The 19,301-nt window shown below is 35.1% G+C and carries 16 protein-coding genes and 1 pseudogene; 16 read left to right on the forward strand and 1 reads right to left on the reverse strand.

Going from position 1 to position 19,301, the window contains the following annotated elements:
- Window positions 1-170 precede the first annotated feature (170 nt).
- Window positions 171-2,186, reverse strand: coding sequence for a PAS domain-containing protein (locus HQN62_RS14635; RefSeq protein WP_173504938.1), 2,016 nt, complete (start codon window positions 2,184-2,186; stop codon window positions 171-173).
- 246 nt (window positions 2,187-2,432) lie between these two features.
- Here HQN62_RS14635 and HQN62_RS14640 point away from each other — a divergent pair, with 246 nt between their 5' ends.
- The 16 genes and pseudogenes from HQN62_RS14640 (at window position 2,433) to HQN62_RS14715 (ending at window position 19,272) form a co-directional block, all read left to right on the forward strand.
- Complete coding sequence (locus tag HQN62_RS14640) at window positions 2,433-3,743, forward strand: TolC family protein (protein ID WP_173504939.1); 1,311 nt, start codon at window positions 2,433-2,435, stop codon at window positions 3,741-3,743.
- A gap of 63 nt (window positions 3,744-3,806) precedes the next feature.
- The gene (locus tag HQN62_RS14645; RefSeq protein ID WP_173504940.1) at window positions 3,807-4,925 is read left to right on the forward strand and encodes an efflux RND transporter periplasmic adaptor subunit; all 1,119 of its coding nucleotides are present in this window, start codon (window positions 3,807-3,809) and stop codon (window positions 4,923-4,925) included.
- A 233-nt stretch (window positions 4,926-5,158) separates the two neighbouring features.
- Entirely contained in the window at window positions 5,159-8,350 is a 3,192-nt protein-coding gene (locus HQN62_RS14650; protein WP_173504941.1) for an efflux RND transporter permease subunit, read from the forward strand.
- Between the two features lie 171 nt (window positions 8,351-8,521).
- The gene (locus HQN62_RS14655; RefSeq protein WP_173504942.1) at window positions 8,522-8,827 is read left to right on the forward strand and encodes a hypothetical protein; all 306 of its coding nucleotides are present in this window, start codon (window positions 8,522-8,524) and stop codon (window positions 8,825-8,827) included.
- Window positions 8,828-8,843: 16 nt separating this feature from the next.
- Window positions 8,844-9,029 (forward strand): YgaP family membrane protein, encoded by a 186-nt coding sequence (locus HQN62_RS14660; RefSeq protein ID WP_116797711.1) that lies wholly within the window; start codon window positions 8,844-8,846, stop codon window positions 9,027-9,029.
- 369 nt (window positions 9,030-9,398) lie between these two features.
- Window positions 9,399-10,796: a DUF2252 domain-containing protein gene (locus tag HQN62_RS14665; protein ID WP_116797710.1), complete on the forward strand. Its 1,398-nt coding sequence runs from the start codon at window positions 9,399-9,401 to the stop codon at window positions 10,794-10,796.
- 182 nt (window positions 10,797-10,978) lie between these two features.
- On the forward strand, window positions 10,979-11,197 hold the full coding sequence (locus tag HQN62_RS14670; protein WP_173504943.1) for a ZIP family metal transporter: 219 nt from the start codon (window positions 10,979-10,981) through the stop codon (window positions 11,195-11,197).
- The gene (locus tag HQN62_RS14675) at window positions 11,154-11,600 is read left to right on the forward strand and encodes a ZIP family metal transporter (protein WP_173504944.1); all 447 of its coding nucleotides are present in this window, start codon (window positions 11,154-11,156) and stop codon (window positions 11,598-11,600) included. Before HQN62_RS14670 ends, HQN62_RS14675 begins: the two co-directional genes overlap by 44 nt.
- A 131-nt stretch (window positions 11,601-11,731) precedes the next feature.
- Entirely contained in the window at window positions 11,732-12,187 is a 456-nt protein-coding gene (locus HQN62_RS14680; RefSeq protein ID WP_116797708.1) for a MarR family winged helix-turn-helix transcriptional regulator, read from the forward strand.
- A gap of 11 nt (window positions 12,188-12,198) precedes the next feature.
- Window positions 12,199-12,831 (forward strand): annotated as a pseudogene (locus HQN62_RS14685) (NAD(P)H-dependent oxidoreductase).
- A gap of 51 nt (window positions 12,832-12,882) precedes the next feature.
- Window positions 12,883-13,449, forward strand: a complete 567-nt coding sequence (locus tag HQN62_RS14690; RefSeq protein WP_173504945.1) for a YceI family protein — start codon at window positions 12,883-12,885, stop codon at window positions 13,447-13,449.
- A 455-nt stretch (window positions 13,450-13,904) separates the two neighbouring features.
- Complete coding sequence (locus HQN62_RS14695; protein WP_173504946.1) at window positions 13,905-15,182, forward strand: hypothetical protein; 1,278 nt, start codon at window positions 13,905-13,907, stop codon at window positions 15,180-15,182.
- A gap of 303 nt (window positions 15,183-15,485) precedes the next feature.
- A complete protein-coding gene (locus tag HQN62_RS14700) occupies window positions 15,486-16,052 on the forward strand; it encodes a YceI family protein (protein WP_173504947.1) in 567 nt (188 codons plus the stop codon).
- Window positions 16,053-16,344: 292 nt separating this feature from the next.
- Complete coding sequence (locus tag HQN62_RS14705; RefSeq protein WP_173504948.1) at window positions 16,345-17,745, forward strand: anthranilate synthase component I family protein; 1,401 nt, start codon at window positions 16,345-16,347, stop codon at window positions 17,743-17,745.
- Between the two features lie 80 nt (window positions 17,746-17,825).
- The gene (locus HQN62_RS14710) at window positions 17,826-18,392 is read left to right on the forward strand and encodes an anthranilate synthase component II (protein ID WP_116797702.1); all 567 of its coding nucleotides are present in this window, start codon (window positions 17,826-17,828) and stop codon (window positions 18,390-18,392) included.
- A gap of 37 nt (window positions 18,393-18,429) precedes the next feature.
- Complete coding sequence (locus HQN62_RS14715; RefSeq protein ID WP_173504949.1) at window positions 18,430-19,272, forward strand: c-type cytochrome; 843 nt, start codon at window positions 18,430-18,432, stop codon at window positions 19,270-19,272.
- The last annotated feature ends 29 nt before the right edge of the window (window positions 19,273-19,301 follow it).

A 19,301-nucleotide genomic window follows, 5' to 3' on the forward strand; every position in this document is an offset into this window, starting at 1 on the left:
CAAAACTAAAGATATAAAATTTATATCACATAATGTACTAATAGATAAACAATTACAAAACTGCCAACACATTAGGACAAAAAAAAAATCTTCCTTCACTATTTTCAGAAAAGAAGATTTATTATTACTAAGAAAATATTTTCAAAAGAAAGAAATGATAACTATTTAGACTAATTATTCAACCATTTTAATAATACTTTTTCCAAATCGGATTGAATAATAGGCTTTGTAATATAATCAGACATTCCGTGTTCCATACACTTTTCTTTTTCTCCGTTCAAAACTCCAGCCGTTAAGGCAATTACAGGTATATGCTTGGTGTTTTCTGATTTTCTGATTTCTAAAGTAGCATCATAGCCATTTTGAATTGGCATTTGAATGTCCATTAAAATTAAGTCCGGTAAATTTTCTTCTGCCAAGACCACTGCATCGTAGCCATTTGTGGCTTCTAGTAGATCACAATTTTTTATAATTTTACGTACCAACGTTTTAGCCAAAAGCATGTTTATTTTATTGTCTTCAGCAATTAACACCTTGAAATTATTGAGTGAATTTGACAAATGCGAAGTCACATTTGAAATCAAATTATCTTTAACCGATAAATCATTTGTCTCGGAAAGTATTTTCTCAAAAGCAACCGTGAAAAAGAATTCGCTTCCCGCTCCATAAGCACTGATTAATTGCAGTTCACTATTTTTTAATGCTAAAAGTTGACTTGAAATCGCCAATCCCAGCCCTGTTCCTCCATATTTTCTGGTAGTGGTATTATCGGCTTGAATGAATGATTGAAAAATTTTCTTTTGATTATGGTCTTTAATTCCAATTCCCGTGTCTATTACCGAAAACTTAATTTTTGAAATCGTTTTGTCCTTTTCAACTTGAGTTACTTTCAATTTTATGTGACCCGAAAAGGTAAATTTCATCGAATTACTTAGCAAATTCACTAGTATCTGCTTTAATCGAAAAGAATCGCCATTGATGTATTTCGGCACATTGGGATCAATATCAAGCAATAACTCAATTTTTTTGTGATTGGCTTCGTATTTGAATAAATTGATAATTTGATTTGACAATTGAATAATATCAATTTTCTCAGTACTCAATTCCAGTTTACCTGACTCAATTTTTGAAAAGTCCAAAATGTTATTTATAATTTCCATCAAAGTATTGGCCGATTCATTCACTGTTTTGAGATATTCCAATTGGTCATTATCAAATTTTGTCTTCAATAACAGATCCGTAAAACCAACTATCCCGTTAAGTGGCGTACGTATTTCATGACTCATATTGGCCAAGAAATCCGACTTGGCTTTATTGGCTGCTTCGGCTTTCTCTTTGGCCTTGATAGTATCATCAATTTGCTTTTTTTGGGTAATATCCTGAACCACACCTTTTAATGCCACTACATTATTATTCTTATCCATTATGGGAACTCCACTGCAAAAAACCCATTTTGTTTTTTGATCTGTTAAAACAATTCGATGCTCCATTTCATATGGTACCTTATTTGAAATGGTATTATATACATTTTTATTTAAGTTCTCTGCGTCCTCGGGTAAAAAACAGGATAAATATTTGGCATATAACTCCGAATCATTAGGGAAATTCTCTATTTCGAATATTTCATATAATTCATTGGACCAATTTAATTCTTGAGTCACTAAATTAAAATCCCAACTTCCTATTTTTGCAATTTTCTGAGCTTCATTAAGTGATTTTTCACTGGATAAAAGTTTTTCCTGTGTTTTTCTAATCTCTGTTACATCTCGAGCTATAGCATAAACTAAATTATTGGCGGTATGCAAATTGGCTTTCCATTGTAAACAAACCGATTCTCCATTTTTTTTTATATATCTATTTTCAAAATCGACTGTAGGATTGTTTTTGGTCAAATTTCGAACTTCTTCTAAAGTTTTATCTAAATCATCAGGATGTACAAATTCAAGAAAAGGTCTTGATAATAATTCTTCCTTTGAATAGCCTAAGGTTTTGACAAATTCATCATTGACTACTTTGTAATAAGCATTAGTATCGGCGATGCAAACTAAATCCGGGGACTCTTTTACGAAATATTCAAAATTGGTTATAGCAAACTTTTCATCATTTAACTTTTTAATTAGCAATTCTTGCGCCTCAACTTTTTGGAGTAATTCATCATATGTAAACTCCTTTTTCGTCTTTTCCATTATTAGAAATTAAATAATTAATGTTTGCTATTACAAAATTTTTATAAATATAGCACAGTCTTTCAGAAAAAAAAATAACTGTTGATAAAACAAAAAAACATTTCAGTTAATTCATTTAAAAAGCATTGCTTTTGTTCACTCCATTCATTCCTTTTATTTTTTCATTTCTTGTGACTACTGTGACAATTGTTACTGACTATCGCTTTTCATCATTCTAAATTTGCCTCATAATTAAGAAAACCAATTATGAGAAAAATCAATTTTATACTACTGGGAATTATTTCAATCACCCATTTTGGATATAGTCAAGATACCATAGCTATTTCTAAAAAAGACATTTGGGAAAAAGCAGCTGACAAGAACTTGCAAATCAAGATGGCGAATCAAGATTTCAAATCGGCTCAAGCTGATTATCGCCAATCGAATTCGTTGTTCTTGCCGAATATCTCGGCTTCGCACACTTCAATGGCAACAACCAATCCGTTGATGGCTTTTGGTTCCAAATTAAATCAGGGGATTTTAACGCCTTCCGACTTTGATCCTGCAAAACTGAACAATCCGTCACAAACCCAAAATTTTGCGACAAGAATTGATGTTTTGCAACCGCTTATCAACGTTGACGGATTGTATGGACGACAAGCAGCCAAATCAAAAATGGATGCCTATCAATTGCAAACCGAAAGAACCAAAGAATATTTGGAGCTGGAAATTAACAAAGCTTTTATGCAATTGCAAATGAGTTACAAAGCCGTAAAAGTGATTGAAAAAGCAAATGTAACGGCTGAAGCCAATTTGAAACTGATTCAAAATTATTTCAAACAGGGAATTTTGCAAAAAACCGATTTACTATCAATGCAAGTACGCGTCAATGAAGTCCAAAATCAATTGCAATACGCCAAAAGTAACGTACAAAACGCTTCGGATTATTTGGCTTTTCTTTTGGATGAAGGCACTGCAAACAAGGTCTATAAACCCCTTGAGGAATTGGACAATGTCATCATAATTGATGCTTTCAATACTTCATTATCGGATAATCGTAAAGACATTCAGGCGATGAATAAAACAACCGAATCCTATGGCAAAATGTTACAATCGAGCAAAATGAATTTCTTGCCAAGATTGAACGCTTTTGGAAGTTACGAAATGTATGCACAGCAACTTTTCGGATCCAATTCGACTGGATATGTAGTGGGAGCGCAATTGTCTTGGAATGCTTTTGACGGATATAAATCCATTGGAAAAATGGAAAAAGCCAAAGCTGATTTCCAAAAATCGGAAATCGAAACCCAACAATACAAAGCGCAAAGCCAAATGGAATTGAGCAAAGCCAACAGACAACTTAGAGATGCCGAAAACAAGGTGAATTTAGAAAAACTGGCTTTAGAACAATCCAAAGAAGCCTATAGAATAAGAAGCAATCGTTTTACACAAGGATTAGAAAAAACCACGGACTTATTGCTTACGGAAACTCAGATGTATCAAAAAGAACTAGAGTATTTGCAAGCCGTTTTTGAATACAATTATACACAAGAATACTTAGGCTTTTTGACTAAATAAATAATTTTAATGGCAATGGCAAAAATCAATATCAATATCAATATCAATTATAAAAAATATACAATGAAGAACATCTTATTAAAATCAGCTATAATCACTTCACTATTTGTTTTACTGCTTTCCTCTTGTCATGGCGAGAAGAAAGAATCCATTGCAAAAGAACCTGCTATCGCAGTAAAAGTAAGTGGTGTGTCTGAAAACAACAACAGGCAATTTGTAACGGCCAGTGGAAAAATTGAAGCCGAAAACTCGGCCAATTTAAGCACGCGAATGATGGGCTATGTAACCAAAATTCACGTTCAAGTGGGGCAAAAAGTAAATGAAGGACAATTGTTGGTCAGCATCAACAACACCGATTTGCAAGCCAAAAAAGCGCAAGTGGATGCCAGTATTTTGCAAGCAACAGCTGGCTACAACAATGCCAAAAAAGATTACGACCGTTTTGTGAATTTATTTAAACAACAAAGTGCTTCACAAAAAGAACTAGACGACATGACGGCTCGTTTTGAAATGGCAAAAGCAGGTTTGGAAGGTGCCAAACAAATGCGAAACGAAGTAATGGCGCAATTCTCTTACTCGAATATCACAGCTCCGTTTGCGGGTGTGGTAACCAATACTTTTGTAAAAGAAGGCGACATGGCCAATCCCGGTATGCCATTGGTAAGTATAGAAGGAGCATCGAGATTGCAAGTAACGGCTATGGTTTCAGAAAGTGACATTACTGCCATCAAAAAAGGAATGGATGTAAAAGTACTGGTTAAATCCTCTAACGAAAGCTTGGGTGGAAAAGTTAGCGAAGTAAGTTTATCGGCAAAAAATACGGGGGGACAATATTTGGTAAAAATCAATTTGAACAAAACCGATGATACTGTATTATCTGGAATGTTCGTAAACGTTCAGTTTCCTGTTGCCAATACCATACACCCGAGCGATAGCGAACAGGCGAAGCAAACAAAAACAAGCGGAAAAGTTCTGGTTCCCGAAAGTGCTTTGGTGCAACAAGGACAGTTAACCGGAATTTATACTATTGGAACTGGAAATATTGCCATATTAAGATGGTTGCGTGTTGGTAAAAACTTTGGTAATCAAGTAGAAGTTTTATCTGGCTTATCGGCCAATGAGCAATATATCGTTTCGGCTGAAGGGAAATTGTATAATGGAGCTTTGGTTAGTGTTCAGTAGTCTGATTGCAGAAATCAGATTGCAGGTTGCGGATTTTAGAATGCAGATTGCAGATTGCAGTAAGAAAATAGCTTGATAAAATATAGAATTCATCATTAATTCCGCGTGAGGGATAGTAGTGGAAATCCTTTTTATTAATAAATCCCGACAGGGTTTGTTGATAAAAAGATTGAAACGGATAGCCCGACCCGACCTTTTTCGGGAGGGTCACGCCCAAATAAATAAAAGAAATTATGCAAGAAGGAATTTCAGGTAAAATAGCCCATTTTTTCATCAATTCGAAGTTAACGATACTGTTGATGGTGGCTTTGATGATTATAGGAGTGTACAGCTCGTTTCTAATCCCAAGGGAGGAAGAACCACAAATAAATGTTCCGATGGCCGACGTAATGGTGGGTTATCCCGGTGCTAATCCCACCGAAGTTGAGAGTCGTGTGATTAAGCCTTTGGAGAAAGTAATTTCGAATATCAAAGGGGTTGAACACGTGCACAGTATGGCGATGAACGGTCAGGCGATGTTGATTGTACAGTTTTTTGTGGGGCAGGATGTGGAGCGTTCGTATGTAAAATTATATGACGAATTGGCGAAACACGAAGGTATGTTTCCGCAGGGAGTGTACAAACCAATGGTAAAAACCCGCTCGATTGATGATGTGCCGATGTTGGGATTAACACTTTGGAGCGAAAAACAAGACAGTTTTCAGTTGCGTCAGCTTGCCGAAGAAGTGACTTCGGAAATTGAAAAAGTAAAAGATGTGGCCATTACCAAGGAAATTGGAGGCAACAATCGCGAACTGAAAGTGATTTTGGACAAAGATAAAATGGCCGAAAATGGCGTGGATGCTTTGGGCGTTATGCAAATGATTCAGGCCAATAACGGCAGTTCACAATCGGGTAGTTTTGTCAATGACAATAAAGAATATTTGGTTACCACGGGACAATTTTTGTCGAATGCGGAAGATGTAGAAAACCTCGTGGTAGGTGTCAATAAAAACCTGCCTGTCTATTTGAAACAAGTTGCCAAAGTGCAAGACGGCCCCTCTACAGCCATAAGTTATGTGTCGTTTGGGTATGGCAAAGCCAATGAAAAATTCAAAACCGCCAAATCCGAATATCCTGCCGTTACGATCTCTGTAGGAAAAGTGAAAGGTGCAGATGCAATGAAAATATCGGCAAAAATTATTGCCAAAGTAGAACAATTAAAAAAGAATTTAATTCCAAATGATGTACACGTTGAAGTAACACGTAACTATGGGGAAACGGCTTCGGACAAAGTGGGTGAATTATTGATGCACTTGGGAATTGCGATTATTGCCGTGACGCTTTTGGTAATGCTTGCTATGGGCTGGCGCGGTGGATTGGTGGTTTTCTTCTCCGTTCCCTTGACGTTTGCGCTGACGTTGTTTGCCTATTATTTATTGGGTTATACGCTAAACAGAATTACACTGTTTGCCTTGGTATTTGTGGTGGGAATTGTGGTCGATGACAGTATTATTATTGCCGAGAATATGCACCGCCATTTCAAAATGAAGCGACTGCCATTCAAACAAGCGGCGATTTATGCGATTAACGAAGTCGGAAATCCAACGATTTTGGCAACGTTTACCGTAATTGCGGCGATACTTCCCATGGCGTTTGTATCTGGAATGATGGGACCTTATATGAGTCCGATGCCAATTGGTGCTTCGATCGCGATGTTATTGTCGTTGTTTGTGGCCTTGACGGTGACACCTTATTTGGGTTATCATTTGCTTCAGGAAAAAGAAGAGCAACAACACAAAGAATCCGAAGGAATAGAAACGAGTTGGGTCTATAAAATCTACAGCAAACTGGAACGTCCCTTCTTGGAAAGCAGTGCCAAAAGGCGTATTCTGGTTGCGGTAACCGTGTTTTTGCTGTTTGGATCTGTTTTCATGTTTTTTAATAAATCGGTGGTGGTAAAAATGCTACCATTCGATAATAAAAACGAATTTCAAGTGGTGATTGATATGCCCGAAGGAACTACGCTGGAACGTACTGCTGCCGTTACCAAAGAAATTGCTCAATATCTTTCGACAAAACCCGAAGTGGTGGATTATCAAAATTATATTGGTACATCGGCACCTATAACTTTCAACGGTTTGGTGCGTCATTATGATTTGCGTGGCGGTAGCAATATGGCCGACATACAGGTGAATTTATTGCACAAAGAAGACCGTGATTTGCAAAGTCACGCTATTGCAAAAGAAATGCGTCCCGAGATTCAGAAAATTGCCAAGAAATACGGAGCCAACGTAAAAATTATTGAAGTTCCGCCAGGACCTCCTGTATTATCGACTTTGGTAGCCGAGATTTATGGACCTAATTATAAAGATCAAATAAAAGTAGCACATCAAGTAAAATCAATTCTTGAAAAAACCACTGATATTGTTGATGTTGACTGGATGGTTGAGGACAACCAAACGGAATACAAACTGAAAATCGACAAAGAAAAAGCGATGCTGAATGGTATTGCACCTCAACAAGTGGTCGGCAATCTGACGTATTTATTGAAAGAATACCCGGTTTCGAATTTGTACGATCAAAACTCCAATGATAATGTGGGCATCGTTCTTTCGCTTGACGACAAAGACAAAACGAGTTTACAAGACATTGAGAACCTAAAAATCAAAGGAAGTCAAGGAAATATGATTCCGGTGAGTGATTTGGTAAAAGTAGAAATGGACACACTGCAAAAAACCATTTACCGAAAAGACCAAAAACGTGTGGTTTATGTAACCGCTGATATGGCTGGAGCATTAGAAAGTCCTGTGTATGCGATTTTGGGAATGAATGAAAAACTGGCCAAAATGCAATTGCCAAAAGGATATAAAGTCAACGAACTCTATATGGAACAACCTACAGACGAAAGTGATTTTACCGTAAAATGGGATGGCGAATGGCAAATTACCTTAGAAGTATTCCGTGATTTGGGTGTGGCGTTTATGGTAGTTATAGTGATTATTTATATGCTGATTGTGGGTTGGTTTCAAAACTTCAAAACACCAATGGTAATGATGTTGGCCATTCCGCTTTCGCTAATAGGGATTGTGTTTGGTCACTGGTTGCTGAATGCTTATTTCACGGCAACCTCTTTCATTGGTATGATTGCATTGGCCGGAGTGATGGTAAGGAACTCGGTATTGCTTATCGATTTTATCGAAATCCGATTGAACGAAGGTGTACCCTTAAAACAAGCCATTATTGAGGCTGGTGCTGTTCGAACTACACCAATTTTGCTAACCACAGGCGCCGTAGTTATTGGAGCTTCCATTATTTTGTTTGACCCAATCTTTCAAGGTTTGGCGATTTCATTAGTATTTGGAGCCATCGTTTCGACAATATTAACCTTATTGGTAGTGCCTTTGATTTATTATATCACAGAGAGAAATAAATGGGAGAAATAAATAAAAACAATTTTTAAACACATAGAGACATAGATTATAATAGAAAAAAAAGAGCCTTTGCTTAAGATAGTTTTCATAGAACTATGTGTAAAATGTATTTTCTAAAACATTCTAATTTAGAAAAAAACCTATGTTTCTATGTGTTTAATTTTAATCTAATAAACTAAAAAAATGAAATTACTACTCATAACCGCAGTCAAAGAATTTGAAAATCAAATCAAACAATTGCTCAAAAAAGCCTCTGTTCAATCCTTTTCTTATCAAGAAGTAAAAGGATTTAAAAACAGCACTGGAGAAGCTGTTGAGTCCAATTGGTTTGGAAGCGAAATGAACGAAACAGATTCCATCCTTTTTTATGCTTTTACAGCAAAAGAAAAAGTGGATGCTTTATTTGAACTTGTGGAATATTTCAATGTCGAGCAGGAATCGTTATCTCACATCCATATTGCCGTTCTTAACATCGAAAAATCTAATTAATCTAAATTTAAAGTATATGAAAAATAGAATCGTAAGAGGTATTGCAGGTACATTCATCTTAGCCAGTTTGCTGTTATCCATTTATGTCAATCAAAATTGGTTGTGGTTTACGGCCTTTGTAGGTGCCAATTTATTGCAATCGTCTATAACCAAATGGTGCTTGATGGATGACATCCTAAACAAACTAGGAGTGAAAGACTAATATTGGAACAAAATTTTATAAAAGCCGAAACTCACATTTCGGCTTTTTTTACGTCTTGAAATCAAGGTGAAAACTAAAAGATAAAAATTAGACTTTAACCAATTTACTATATCCTATTCAAATCATCCTTTCACTTGGAAATTCCCTTAAGATTTCATTTAAACAAAGCAAAATATAAAACACAAAAAAAATAATTAACACTCTAATATTCAGTATATTTATTATTAAAAATAGCATGTCCCTGTATAAAAAACAATATGGATATTCAAAGACTTTAAAACCCATTAATTCTTTGAATTTTGAAACAAGTTTACAAGTTTAAGATGAAAAATTATTTAAAAATAAGCAGACTAATTAAACATCAAAGTCATGGATAGAAAAACAATAAATTACTTTAAATCGAAACAAAAAACGATTGAAGAACGCTTTGAGGAAGGCAAAGTGCTGCGAGATAAATTTTCTAGAAAAGAACAAGGGGATTACAAACCCGATCCTAAACGTGCGGATCCTGTTTCTATTTTAGAAGAACAAGGGAAAACCCGTCTCACCGAACTGGTGCCTATACGGTATGCCCGTATGCTAACTTCTCCGTTCGCATTTCTTCGGGGAGCTGCGGCTATTATGGCCGCTGACCTTGCCGTTGGCCCAAAAACAACCGGAATAAATGTACAGACCTGTGGAGACATGCATGTGGCCAACTTTGGCATATTTGCATCAGCGGAACGCAACCTTATTTTTGGCATCAATGATTTTGATGAAACCTTGCCGGGTCCATGGGAATGGGATATAAAACGGCTTGTAACAAGTATTGTTGCATCAGGAAGATTCTTGGGTGCCAAAAATAATTTATGTGTTGAAAGTGTTTTGGCTGCGGTTAATTCCTACAAAAAAAGTATGAGAAATTATTCCGAAATGGGTCACATTGAATTGGTTTACGCCACTATGACCGAAAAAGATCTTCAAAGAAAACTGCCTCCAGAAGTACAAAAAGGCTTGAAAAAAATTACCGACAAAGCCCGTGAACGAACCCATTTTCAAGTGCTTGATAAAATGGCCAATATAGTAGACAATAAATATAGATTAAGAGATGATGCACCTTTTATTGTACATGAAACACACACAAAAAGCGGAAGAACAGTTGATGAAGCATTGGGGCTATTTCTTGAATCCTATATGCTCTCCCTTGCAGACGACCGTAAGCAATTGTTGAAACATTACCGCATTGTTGATGTGGCTCGTAAAGTTGTTGGTGTAGGAAGTGTAGGAACACGATGCTGGATTGTTTTTATGCTAGGAAGCAATTCTGAAGATCCTTTGTTTTTGCAGATAAAAGAAGCACAGCCTTCTGTCTTAGAACCTTTTATTTCAAAAAGCATTTATACAAATCACGGACAGCGCGTTGTAGCTGGACAACGATTGCTACAAGCCGCTCCTGATATTTTCCTGGGTTGGGGCGAGCAGGATGGCATTCATTTTTATGTGCGCCAGTTGCGCGACATGAAAGGTGGTTTGGAATTTGATCCTGATAAAGTAAATATTAATAACTATCCTGAATACTGCAAACTTTGTGGAGAGGCTTTAGCATTGGCACATGCCAAATCTGGAGATGCTGCTATGATTTCCGGTTATCTTGGAAAAAGCGATGAATTTGATCAAGCTATGGTTCAGTTTGCTTCTGCGTATGCAGATCAGACGGAAAAGGATTATCAAGCTTTGGAGGCCGCGGCAGCCAGTGGACGAATTAAAGTGGCGCGAGCAGAGTCCTAAAAGTTTTTTCTATTTTAAATAAACGTAAAATCGTTCATTTTTAACTAAATTTGGTTATAATCTAAAAAACATCAACTATGCTGAACGCATTCTTTTGGGGTTTACTGGCTACTTCTTCCTTAGTATTTGGAGGATAAATTGCTTCTTATTTTAACTTAAACAAGAAAGCAATCGGGATTATTATGGGATTTGGAGCCGGAACCTTAATTTCGGCTATTTCCTATGAATTGATTTTTGAAGCAGTAAAAATTGGTCGTGGAACTGGATTTCCTGCTTATGGATTTTTCGTAGGGGCTTTTACTTTTTATTTCAGCGATATGCTGATTGCAAAATTGGGAGCTACAAAATCTTCCACTAGTGCTGGGGCACAATATTCCCATGGTATTGGCCATTATCCTTGACGGAATTGCTGAATCTATAGTAATCGGGTTGGGGATACTTGAAGGCGGAACGATAAGCCTGGCTATGCTATCGGCTGTTTTTATATCCAACCTTCCCGAATCGATTGCGGGATCATCCGGAATGAAAAGCGATGGGTGGAAAAAGAGTAATTTTTTTTTATTGTGGCTTTTCATTGCCTTATCGCTAGCCGTTATCACTATTGGAGGATTCAGCCTTTTTACCACTACATCCGAGAAATGGCTGTCCTTTATTCAAGCATTTGCAGGAGGCGCAATTCTAATGATGCTGGCCAACTCGATGATCCCGGAAGCTTATGAGCACGGAGGAAAACATGCCGGTGTGGCTACCATTCTAGGATTTTCCCTTTCTGTATTTATTATTATATTTGAGTATTCACACTGATTATTCCGGTAACCATTAAATCAAAACACAATTATTCTTTATATATTTTTTAACAAAAAAATAACACAACACTTGTATATACAAATATAAATATGACTACATTTGTATCAACAAATAAGACACCTACAAATATGAAGATTGAAGATGAATTAAAAAGTACGGTTGATTATACTAAATCAACGAGAGTGGTTTTAAATTTGATGTACACGCAAAACGTAATCACTGACAGCTTTAATGAAATCATAAAACCTTATGATATTTCAGGGGAACAGTATAATGTATTACGAATATTGAGAGGACAAAAAGGGCATCCTGCAAATATGTGTATCATACAGGAACGAATGCTTGCCAGAACGAGTAATACAACAAGACTGGTTGATAAATTGCTACTCAAAGATTTGGTCACACGTAATGTTTGTCCAGAAAACAGAAGAAAAATTGAAGTTTTAATCACACAAAAAGGTTTGGATTTATTAACCGAACTGGATCCAAAAGTAAAAGAGCACGAAGAAATATTCTCCAAAAATTTAAATGAAGAAGAATTAGTACAATTGAATACCCTATTAGAAAAATACCGAACTAAATAAACATGAATATTATGAGCAATTTTTTGAATAATCAAAATTAGAGATACGCAACAAAGAAATTTGATGCAACAAAAAAAGTTTCAGCAGAAGATTTAAACACTTTAAAAGAAGCTATCCGTATGAGTTCGTCTTCATATGGTTTACAACCTTACAAAGTTATTATCGTTGAAAATCCAGAATTAAGAGCACAATTACAACAGGCTGCCTGGGGACAATCACAAATAGTAGATGCATCACATTTGTTCATTTTTGCCAATGATACTAATATTGGAGATGAAGCAATCGACGAATATTTAAATACAATAAGCGTTACTAGAGAAACTCCAATGGAATCTTTGGCAGGATATGGTGATTTCATGAAATCTAAAATATCAACTCTGGAGCCAGCAATCAAAAATGTTTGGACCTCAAAACAAACCTATTTAGCACTAGGGAATTTATTGAATGCAGCTGCCGAACTTAAAATTGATGTAACGCCTATGGAAGGATTTGTTCCTGCCCAGGTAAACGAAATATTAGGATTGGACAAACTAAATCTTAATGCTTCACTTATTGCAACTGTTGGATACCGTCATGAAGAAGACGCTACCCAATTTTACAAAAAAGTTAGAAAATCACAAGAGGACTTATTTATCACTTTATAATAATTACTAATTCAAATTAAAATCAATTAAATCAAATTAAACAAATTACACATGAAAAATTTAAAAACAATTGCATTGGCATTCGCAGTCGCATTATCTACATTAACAGTAACTGCACAAACTAAAAAAGTAGACGTTTCAAAAAGTACAATCAACTGGGTTGGAAAAAAAGTAACAGGTGAACATACAGGAACTGTAAACATCAAAAGTGGTGCTTTAGTTTTCAAAAAAAATGCATTAACTGGGGGAACTTTCACTGTTGATATGACAACATTAACTTCTACAGATTTAACCGGAGAATACCTAGGGAAATTAAACGGTCACTTGAAAGCAGACGATTTCTTTGGAACAGACAAATACCCTACTTCAACTTTAGTTTTCAAAACTATTGCTGCTAAAGGAAATGGAGTGTATACAGTTACTGCTGATTTGACAATCAAAGCGAAAACAAATCCTGTTACTTTTGACATTACTGTAAAAGGAGATACTGCTACTACAGCATTCAAAGTTGACAGAACTAAATACGATATTAAATACGGTTCAAAAAGTTTCTTCGAAGGTTTAGGAGATAAAACTATCTACGATGATTTCGACTTAACAGTGAACTTGAAATTTTAATTTTAGAATCCTTAATGGAAAGAGTACCCTCGGCATTTTTGTCGGGGGCATTTTTTTTATGACTATTCCCTGCTTATCCATCTATGTATAATTTTAAACTTGGAGCAGAAAGATTTGGATTTTTTGCTGGCATGGGGCCCGCTTTCCATTGCAATCTTATATGCCGAACACCGGCATATAAGGATTTCCATTTCTATCGGGGCTAAAGGGAAAGCTTTTGCATTTTTGTTTTCATCCAAAAAAACCAAATGCCGAACTCATGTTACTAGAAATAGTGCTAATCACGGGCAGTTATTTTTTTTACGAAAACATAATCTTAGCCTGTCCACAAGCTTCTTAACTTAAAAGTCACAAATAAATAATATTAAGAAAATACGCTAAAAACATTGTTGCGGTACTTTTGAAAAAAAATAAAGAACCAAAAAACACTTCAAAAACCTACAATCATTAGCGTTATGAAAAAAAAACTATTCGTTGTCATTATTATTTTCCTTTCGATTATACCTCTGAATGCACAACAAATAAAAGGAATCACTGGCGACACAAACTGGTTTGCCAATTGGACTAATTTCAAGCCAGCAACTACAGAATATAATGAAGCCAACCAAATATTGGCAGGTACAATCAGCACTGATATGAAACTGACAAGAAACAATACCTATCAATTAGTAGGGACAGTTTATGTGACCAATAATGCTGTTTTGACCATAGAACCCGGAACAGTTATAAGAGGCGATAAGGAATCTTGCGGAACTTTAGTAATTACCAAAGGCTGCAAAATTATGGCAGAAGGTACTGCTACCTATCCAATAGTTTTTACTTCAAACAATAATATTTCTGAAAGAAGACCTGGAGATTGGGGCGGAATCGTAATTCTTGGAGAAGCACCTATCAATAAAATAGGTGGTGTGGGATTTTTGGATTTCAATTTTGACCCGGCAGTTAGTTACTACGGCGGTCAGGATCCCAACAGCAATTCAGGTATTTTAAAATATGTGCGTATTGAATACTCTGGCCGAAAAATAAATGCGCTTAAGGAATTGAACGGTTTGTCAATGGCAGGAATAGGGAAAGGCACGAAAATCGATTTTGTACAAATCAGCTTTTCAAATGATGATTCATTCGAATGCTATGGAGGCGATATCAATTTCAACAACTTGATTTCGTTTAGAGCGACCGACGACGATTTTGATTTCACACAAGGAGTTCAATGTACTATATCCAATAGCATTGCTATTCGAAATCCTTATTCTTCGGATTTTTCTGGCTCTCGCTGTTTTGAAATTGATTCCTATGATAAAATTGAAAATGCCGATGTGAGCAAAAAACTAACCAAAATTACTGCCAACAACATGACATTGGTAAATACTGAAGATAATAATCAAGGACTGGTAAGAGAAGCGGTTTATATCAAGGAAAAAAGTTATTTCAATATAAACAATAGTATTATTGATGGCTTTAGTACTTGTGTTTTGCTCGAAAATAAAATCGGGGTTCTACCAGCCAATTTAGCGAAAATTAACATCCAAGGTTTACAAATTAATCGATGCAATGGAATTGTCCAAAGCGAAAATGCAACAGTAAATCCAGAATTGTCAAACTGGTACAATAGCGATACATTCTCATTAGAAACTACAAAACTGAATAATATTGAATTATTCATTCAGTCGGATGTCAAAAAATCGCCTGATTTCAGGGCAAGAAGCACAAGCCCTTTAGCTAGTTCAAAATAATTGGTTTCCAATAAAATTCACAAAGCCTGATATATAAATATCGGGCTTTTTTACAAACTAATTTCAAAAATAACTTTTACAAATTATTCAGAACTCATACTCCAAAAGCAACATAAAAACCTAATCCTTAAAATAATATATTGAAAATAATTAAAATACATTTTTTTGGATTAACTTTATAAATCATTTAGAATTCCGCTTATCATTATTTAAGATTCCATTTCAAATCGATTTCATGTTTTTTATCAGAATGAAATCAACCTACGTTTCATTAATTTTTTTATTAACTTAATTACTAGAAATATGAGAAACTTAAAATCAGTTAGTATTATTTTACTCGTTCTTTTTTCCTTCAACCAAGGAATTTCACAAACCTATAAAATTGATGTTTCCAAAAGTATCATTAACTGGGAGGGGAAAAAAATAACGGGTCAACACGAAGGAACTATCAACTTCAAAGACGGCTATCTTGTTTTCAAAGACAAAAAAGTGACTGGAGGAAGTTTTACTGCGGATATGAAAACACTATCAAATACAGATCAAACAGGAAGTTCCAAATCTAAATTAGAAGGCCATTTAAGATCGGAAGACTTTTTTAATATTGATAATTATCCTATATCTACTTTAGTGTTTAAGAGTATTGCCAGTAAAGGAAACAACACTTATCTCATAAATGCTGATTTGACTATTAAAGGAATTACAAATAGTATCCAGTTTGATCTAGTTGTTAACGGAAAGAAAGCTACCGCCGAATTAACTATAAACCGAACCAAATATGACATCAAATACGGTTCAGGAAGTTATTTTGATGATTTAGGGGATAAAACTATTTATGATGATTTTGATTTAAACGTGACTTTGGTTTACTAGTCTTAACAATTTAACAAAAAATTAAAAAATTTATCTTTTTTTTTATTTCATTATTTTTGTCAGACCAAATATCATTTATATATTTGCGAATAAGAAAATAAAACATGAAAACAATAACAAACAATACTTGGTGGTGGAACAATTTACGTCAGTCGTCGTGAACTAAGCTCCTATAGTATTATTTGAACTATAAATATAAAAGGCTTGTCATCACGACAGGCCTTTTTTTTATTTCAAAAAATAGGGAAACTAATTAAAGAAAAAATCCATTGTATCAAAAGCAACAAAAAGCATGAAAACATATAAACTACAAACAAACTACAAACAAATCCTGGCCGATACCATAACGCCAGTGAGTATCTATTTCAAAATAAGAGATAAATTCCCCAATAGTTTATTACTGGAAAGTAGCGATTATCACGGAAACGATAACAGTTTTTCCTATATCTGCTGCAATCCAATCGCTTCTATAAAAATAGAAAACGAAACCATCTTCAAAAAATACCCAGATGGAACTTCGGAAACAATTACCGTTGATACAAACACAAATATTCCAGAAATTATTCAAAATTTTTCAGGACAATTCCAATCGGACAAAACGGATTTTAAATTCATCAATAATGGTTTATTTGGATATATTTCTTATGATGCCGTTCGCTATTTCGAAAAAGTAACCATTGCCAAAAAAGAAAACAGTAATTCGATTCCCGATGTGTATTATGCAGTTTATCAAAACATCATTGCTATCAACCATTTCAAAAATGAAGCTTATATTTTCTGTCACAGTCTAGATGGTAAAAATAACATTTCCGAAATTGAACAACTGTTACAATCCAGAAACATTGCTTCTTATAAATTTTCCAAAGAAGGTGAAGGTTTTTCGAATCTAACCGATGAAGAATTCAAACAAAATGTGGCTTTGGCCAAAAAACATTGTTTCCGTGGTGATGTGTTCCAATTGGTATTATCCAGAAGATTTACCCAAGGTTTCAAAGGAGATGAATTCAATGTTTATAGAGCTTTAAGGAGCATCAACCCTTCCCCTTACCTGTTCTTTTTTGATTATGGTGATTTCAAAATATTTGGTTCTTCACCTGAAGCTCAAATTATTGTCAAAAACCGTAAAGCCGAAATACACCCTATTGCTGGAACATTCAAAAGAACCGGTGATGACGAAAAAGACGCTGTACTTGCCAAAAATTTATCAGAAGACAAAAAAGAAAATAGCGAACACGTGATGTTGGTCGATTTGGCTCGAAATGATTTAAGCCGTCACGGACACAATGTAAATGTGGAAAAATACAGAGAAGTGCAGTTTTTCTCGCACGTTATCCATTTGGTTTCCAAAGTGACAGGACATTTGCACGAAAAAGCGACAACAATGCAAGTGGTTGCCGATACTTTCCCTGCAGGAACTTTGAGCGGAGCGCCAAAACACAGAGCGATGCAATTAATAGAAGATTACGAAAAAACAAACCGTAATTTTTATGGAGGCGCCATCGGTTTTATGGATTTTGAAGGTAACTTTAACCATGCGATTATGATTCGAACTTTCTTGAGTAAAAATCACCAATTGCACTCACAAGCTGGCGCCGGAATCGTAGCCAGCTCTGACGAAGAAAGTGAAATGCAAGAAGTTTATAATAAATTACTGGCTTTGAATAAAGCATTGGATTTGGCAGAAACGATATAAAAAGAGTAAGCAGTATTCAGTTTTTAGTATCCAGTTGCAAAACCTGAAACTTTAAACTTTAAACAAAAAAATTAAACAAAATGAAAAAAATACTAGTCATAGACAATTACGATAGTTTCACTTATAATTTAGTGCATTATCTGGAAGATTTAGATTGTGAAGTTACCGTTTACAGAAACGATGAATTTGATATTGATGAAATCTCGGGTTTCGACAAAATATTACTTTCTCCAGGACCAGGAATTCCTGATGAAGCGGGTTTATTAAAAGCTGTAATTACAAAATATGCCCCAACAAAAAGTATTCTTGGAGTTTGTCTCGGACAACAAGCTATTGGAGAAGTTTTTGGAGGAACACTTTCTAATTTAGACAAAGTGTATCACGGAGTGGCGACACTAGTAAAAACATCTGTTAATGACGAACTTTTATTCGAAGGTTTAGGAAATGAATTTGAAGTGGGACGCTACCATTCGTGGGTAGTTGACGCAAATTTACCCGATGTATTGGAAGCCACTTCCTTTGACGAAAACGGTCAGGTAATGTCGTTGAGACACAAAACATACGATGTTCGAGGTGTACAATTTCATCCAGAAAGTGTGTTGACACCAAACGGAAAAAAGATTTTGGAAAACTGGTTGAAGAACTAGTGGTCAGTGTTCAATTATTTGTAATCAGTCAAAAAATATGAAAACAGTTAAAATCAAATTTTTCATTTCTTGCCTTTTTATATTTTTCCTTATTTCTTGCAACAAGCAAAAAGAGCAAAAAACGGAAACAATAGTTAATGTCCAACCCGAAACGGAATTGGATTTACTGGCTTTGAAGGAAAAAAGCAAACTGGGAAAAGATACTGTTATCACTGTTATTAATGATCCAGTTTATCATAAAACAAAGAAATATCATGCCGTAAACGCATTGCTTCTTTTAAAAAACGAAATTGATTTATCAAAAGTTGACATAAAAAACACATCAATAATTTTTGAATGCATCGATGGCTACAAACCTGAAATGCCTCTTGAATTATTTTTAAAAACAAATCCTTTTCTGGCTTTCAAAGATGTTGATGCTCCAAAAGGCTCCAATTGGGAAAAGATTGTCAAAAACGGAAACGAGATGAATGCTGACCCTTTTTATTTGGTTTACACATCAACGTCAACAGATAATCAGGAATACAAATGGCCTTATAATGTTATCAAATTTCGACTTGAATCGAAAAATAAAAACGTTGAAGCCTTGCAGCCAAAAGATGATGAGGTAGCAATGAAAGGTTTTGCACTATTTCAAAAACATTGCATTACCTGTCATGCCATAAACGGAATTGGAGGCGAAATGGGACCTGAATTAAATTATCCCAAAAGCGTAACCGAATATTGGAAAGAAAATGAATTAGTTGATTATATCGTAGATCCGGCTTCTTTCAGACACAAAGTAAAAATGCCTACACTGGGAATTACAAAACAAGAATCGCAGGAAATAGTTAAGTATTTAAAATACATGTCTGGAAAGAAAATAGAAGTTAGAAAATAGAACATAGAAGTTAGAGGAATAAAAATAAA

It is taken from the genome of Flavobacterium sp. M31R6 (assembly GCF_013284035.1).
Classification (GTDB): Bacteria; Bacteroidota; Bacteroidia; order Flavobacteriales; family Flavobacteriaceae; genus Flavobacterium.

Coding starts and splice junctions, on each gene's coding strand:
- HQN62_RS14650 (WP_173504941.1), top strand. CDS start 5,159: ATGCAAGAAGGAATTTCAGGTAAAATAGCCCATTTTTTCATCAATTCG.
- HQN62_RS14700 (WP_173504947.1), top strand. CDS start 15,486: ATGAGAAACTTAAAATCAGTTAGTATTATTTTACTCGTTCTTTTTTCC.
- HQN62_RS14690 (WP_173504945.1), top strand. CDS start 12,883: ATGAAAAATTTAAAAACAATTGCATTGGCATTCGCAGTCGCATTATCT.
- HQN62_RS14710 (WP_116797702.1), top strand. CDS start 17,826: ATGAAAAAAATACTAGTCATAGACAATTACGATAGTTTCACTTATAAT.
- HQN62_RS14660 (WP_116797711.1), top strand. CDS start 8,844: ATGAAAAATAGAATCGTAAGAGGTATTGCAGGTACATTCATCTTAGCC.
- HQN62_RS14635 (WP_173504938.1), bottom strand. CDS start 2,186: ATGGAAAAGACGAAAAAGGAGTTTACATATGATGAATTACTCCAAAAA.
- HQN62_RS14680 (WP_116797708.1), top strand. CDS start 11,732: ATGAAGATTGAAGATGAATTAAAAAGTACGGTTGATTATACTAAATCA.
- HQN62_RS14640 (WP_173504939.1), top strand. CDS start 2,433: ATGAGAAAAATCAATTTTATACTACTGGGAATTATTTCAATCACCCAT.
- HQN62_RS14705 (WP_173504948.1), top strand. CDS start 16,345: ATGAAAACATATAAACTACAAACAAACTACAAACAAATCCTGGCCGAT.
- HQN62_RS14645 (WP_173504940.1), top strand. CDS start 3,807: ATGAAGAACATCTTATTAAAATCAGCTATAATCACTTCACTATTTGTT.
- HQN62_RS14695 (WP_173504946.1), top strand. CDS start 13,905: ATGAAAAAAAAACTATTCGTTGTCATTATTATTTTCCTTTCGATTATA.
- HQN62_RS14670 (WP_173504943.1), top strand. CDS start 10,979: ATGGGATTTGGAGCCGGAACCTTAATTTCGGCTATTTCCTATGAATTG.
- HQN62_RS14655 (WP_173504942.1), top strand. CDS start 8,522: ATGAAATTACTACTCATAACCGCAGTCAAAGAATTTGAAAATCAAATC.
- HQN62_RS14715 (WP_173504949.1), top strand. CDS start 18,430: ATGAAAACAGTTAAAATCAAATTTTTCATTTCTTGCCTTTTTATATTT.
- HQN62_RS14665 (WP_116797710.1), top strand. CDS start 9,399: ATGGATAGAAAAACAATAAATTACTTTAAATCGAAACAAAAAACGATT.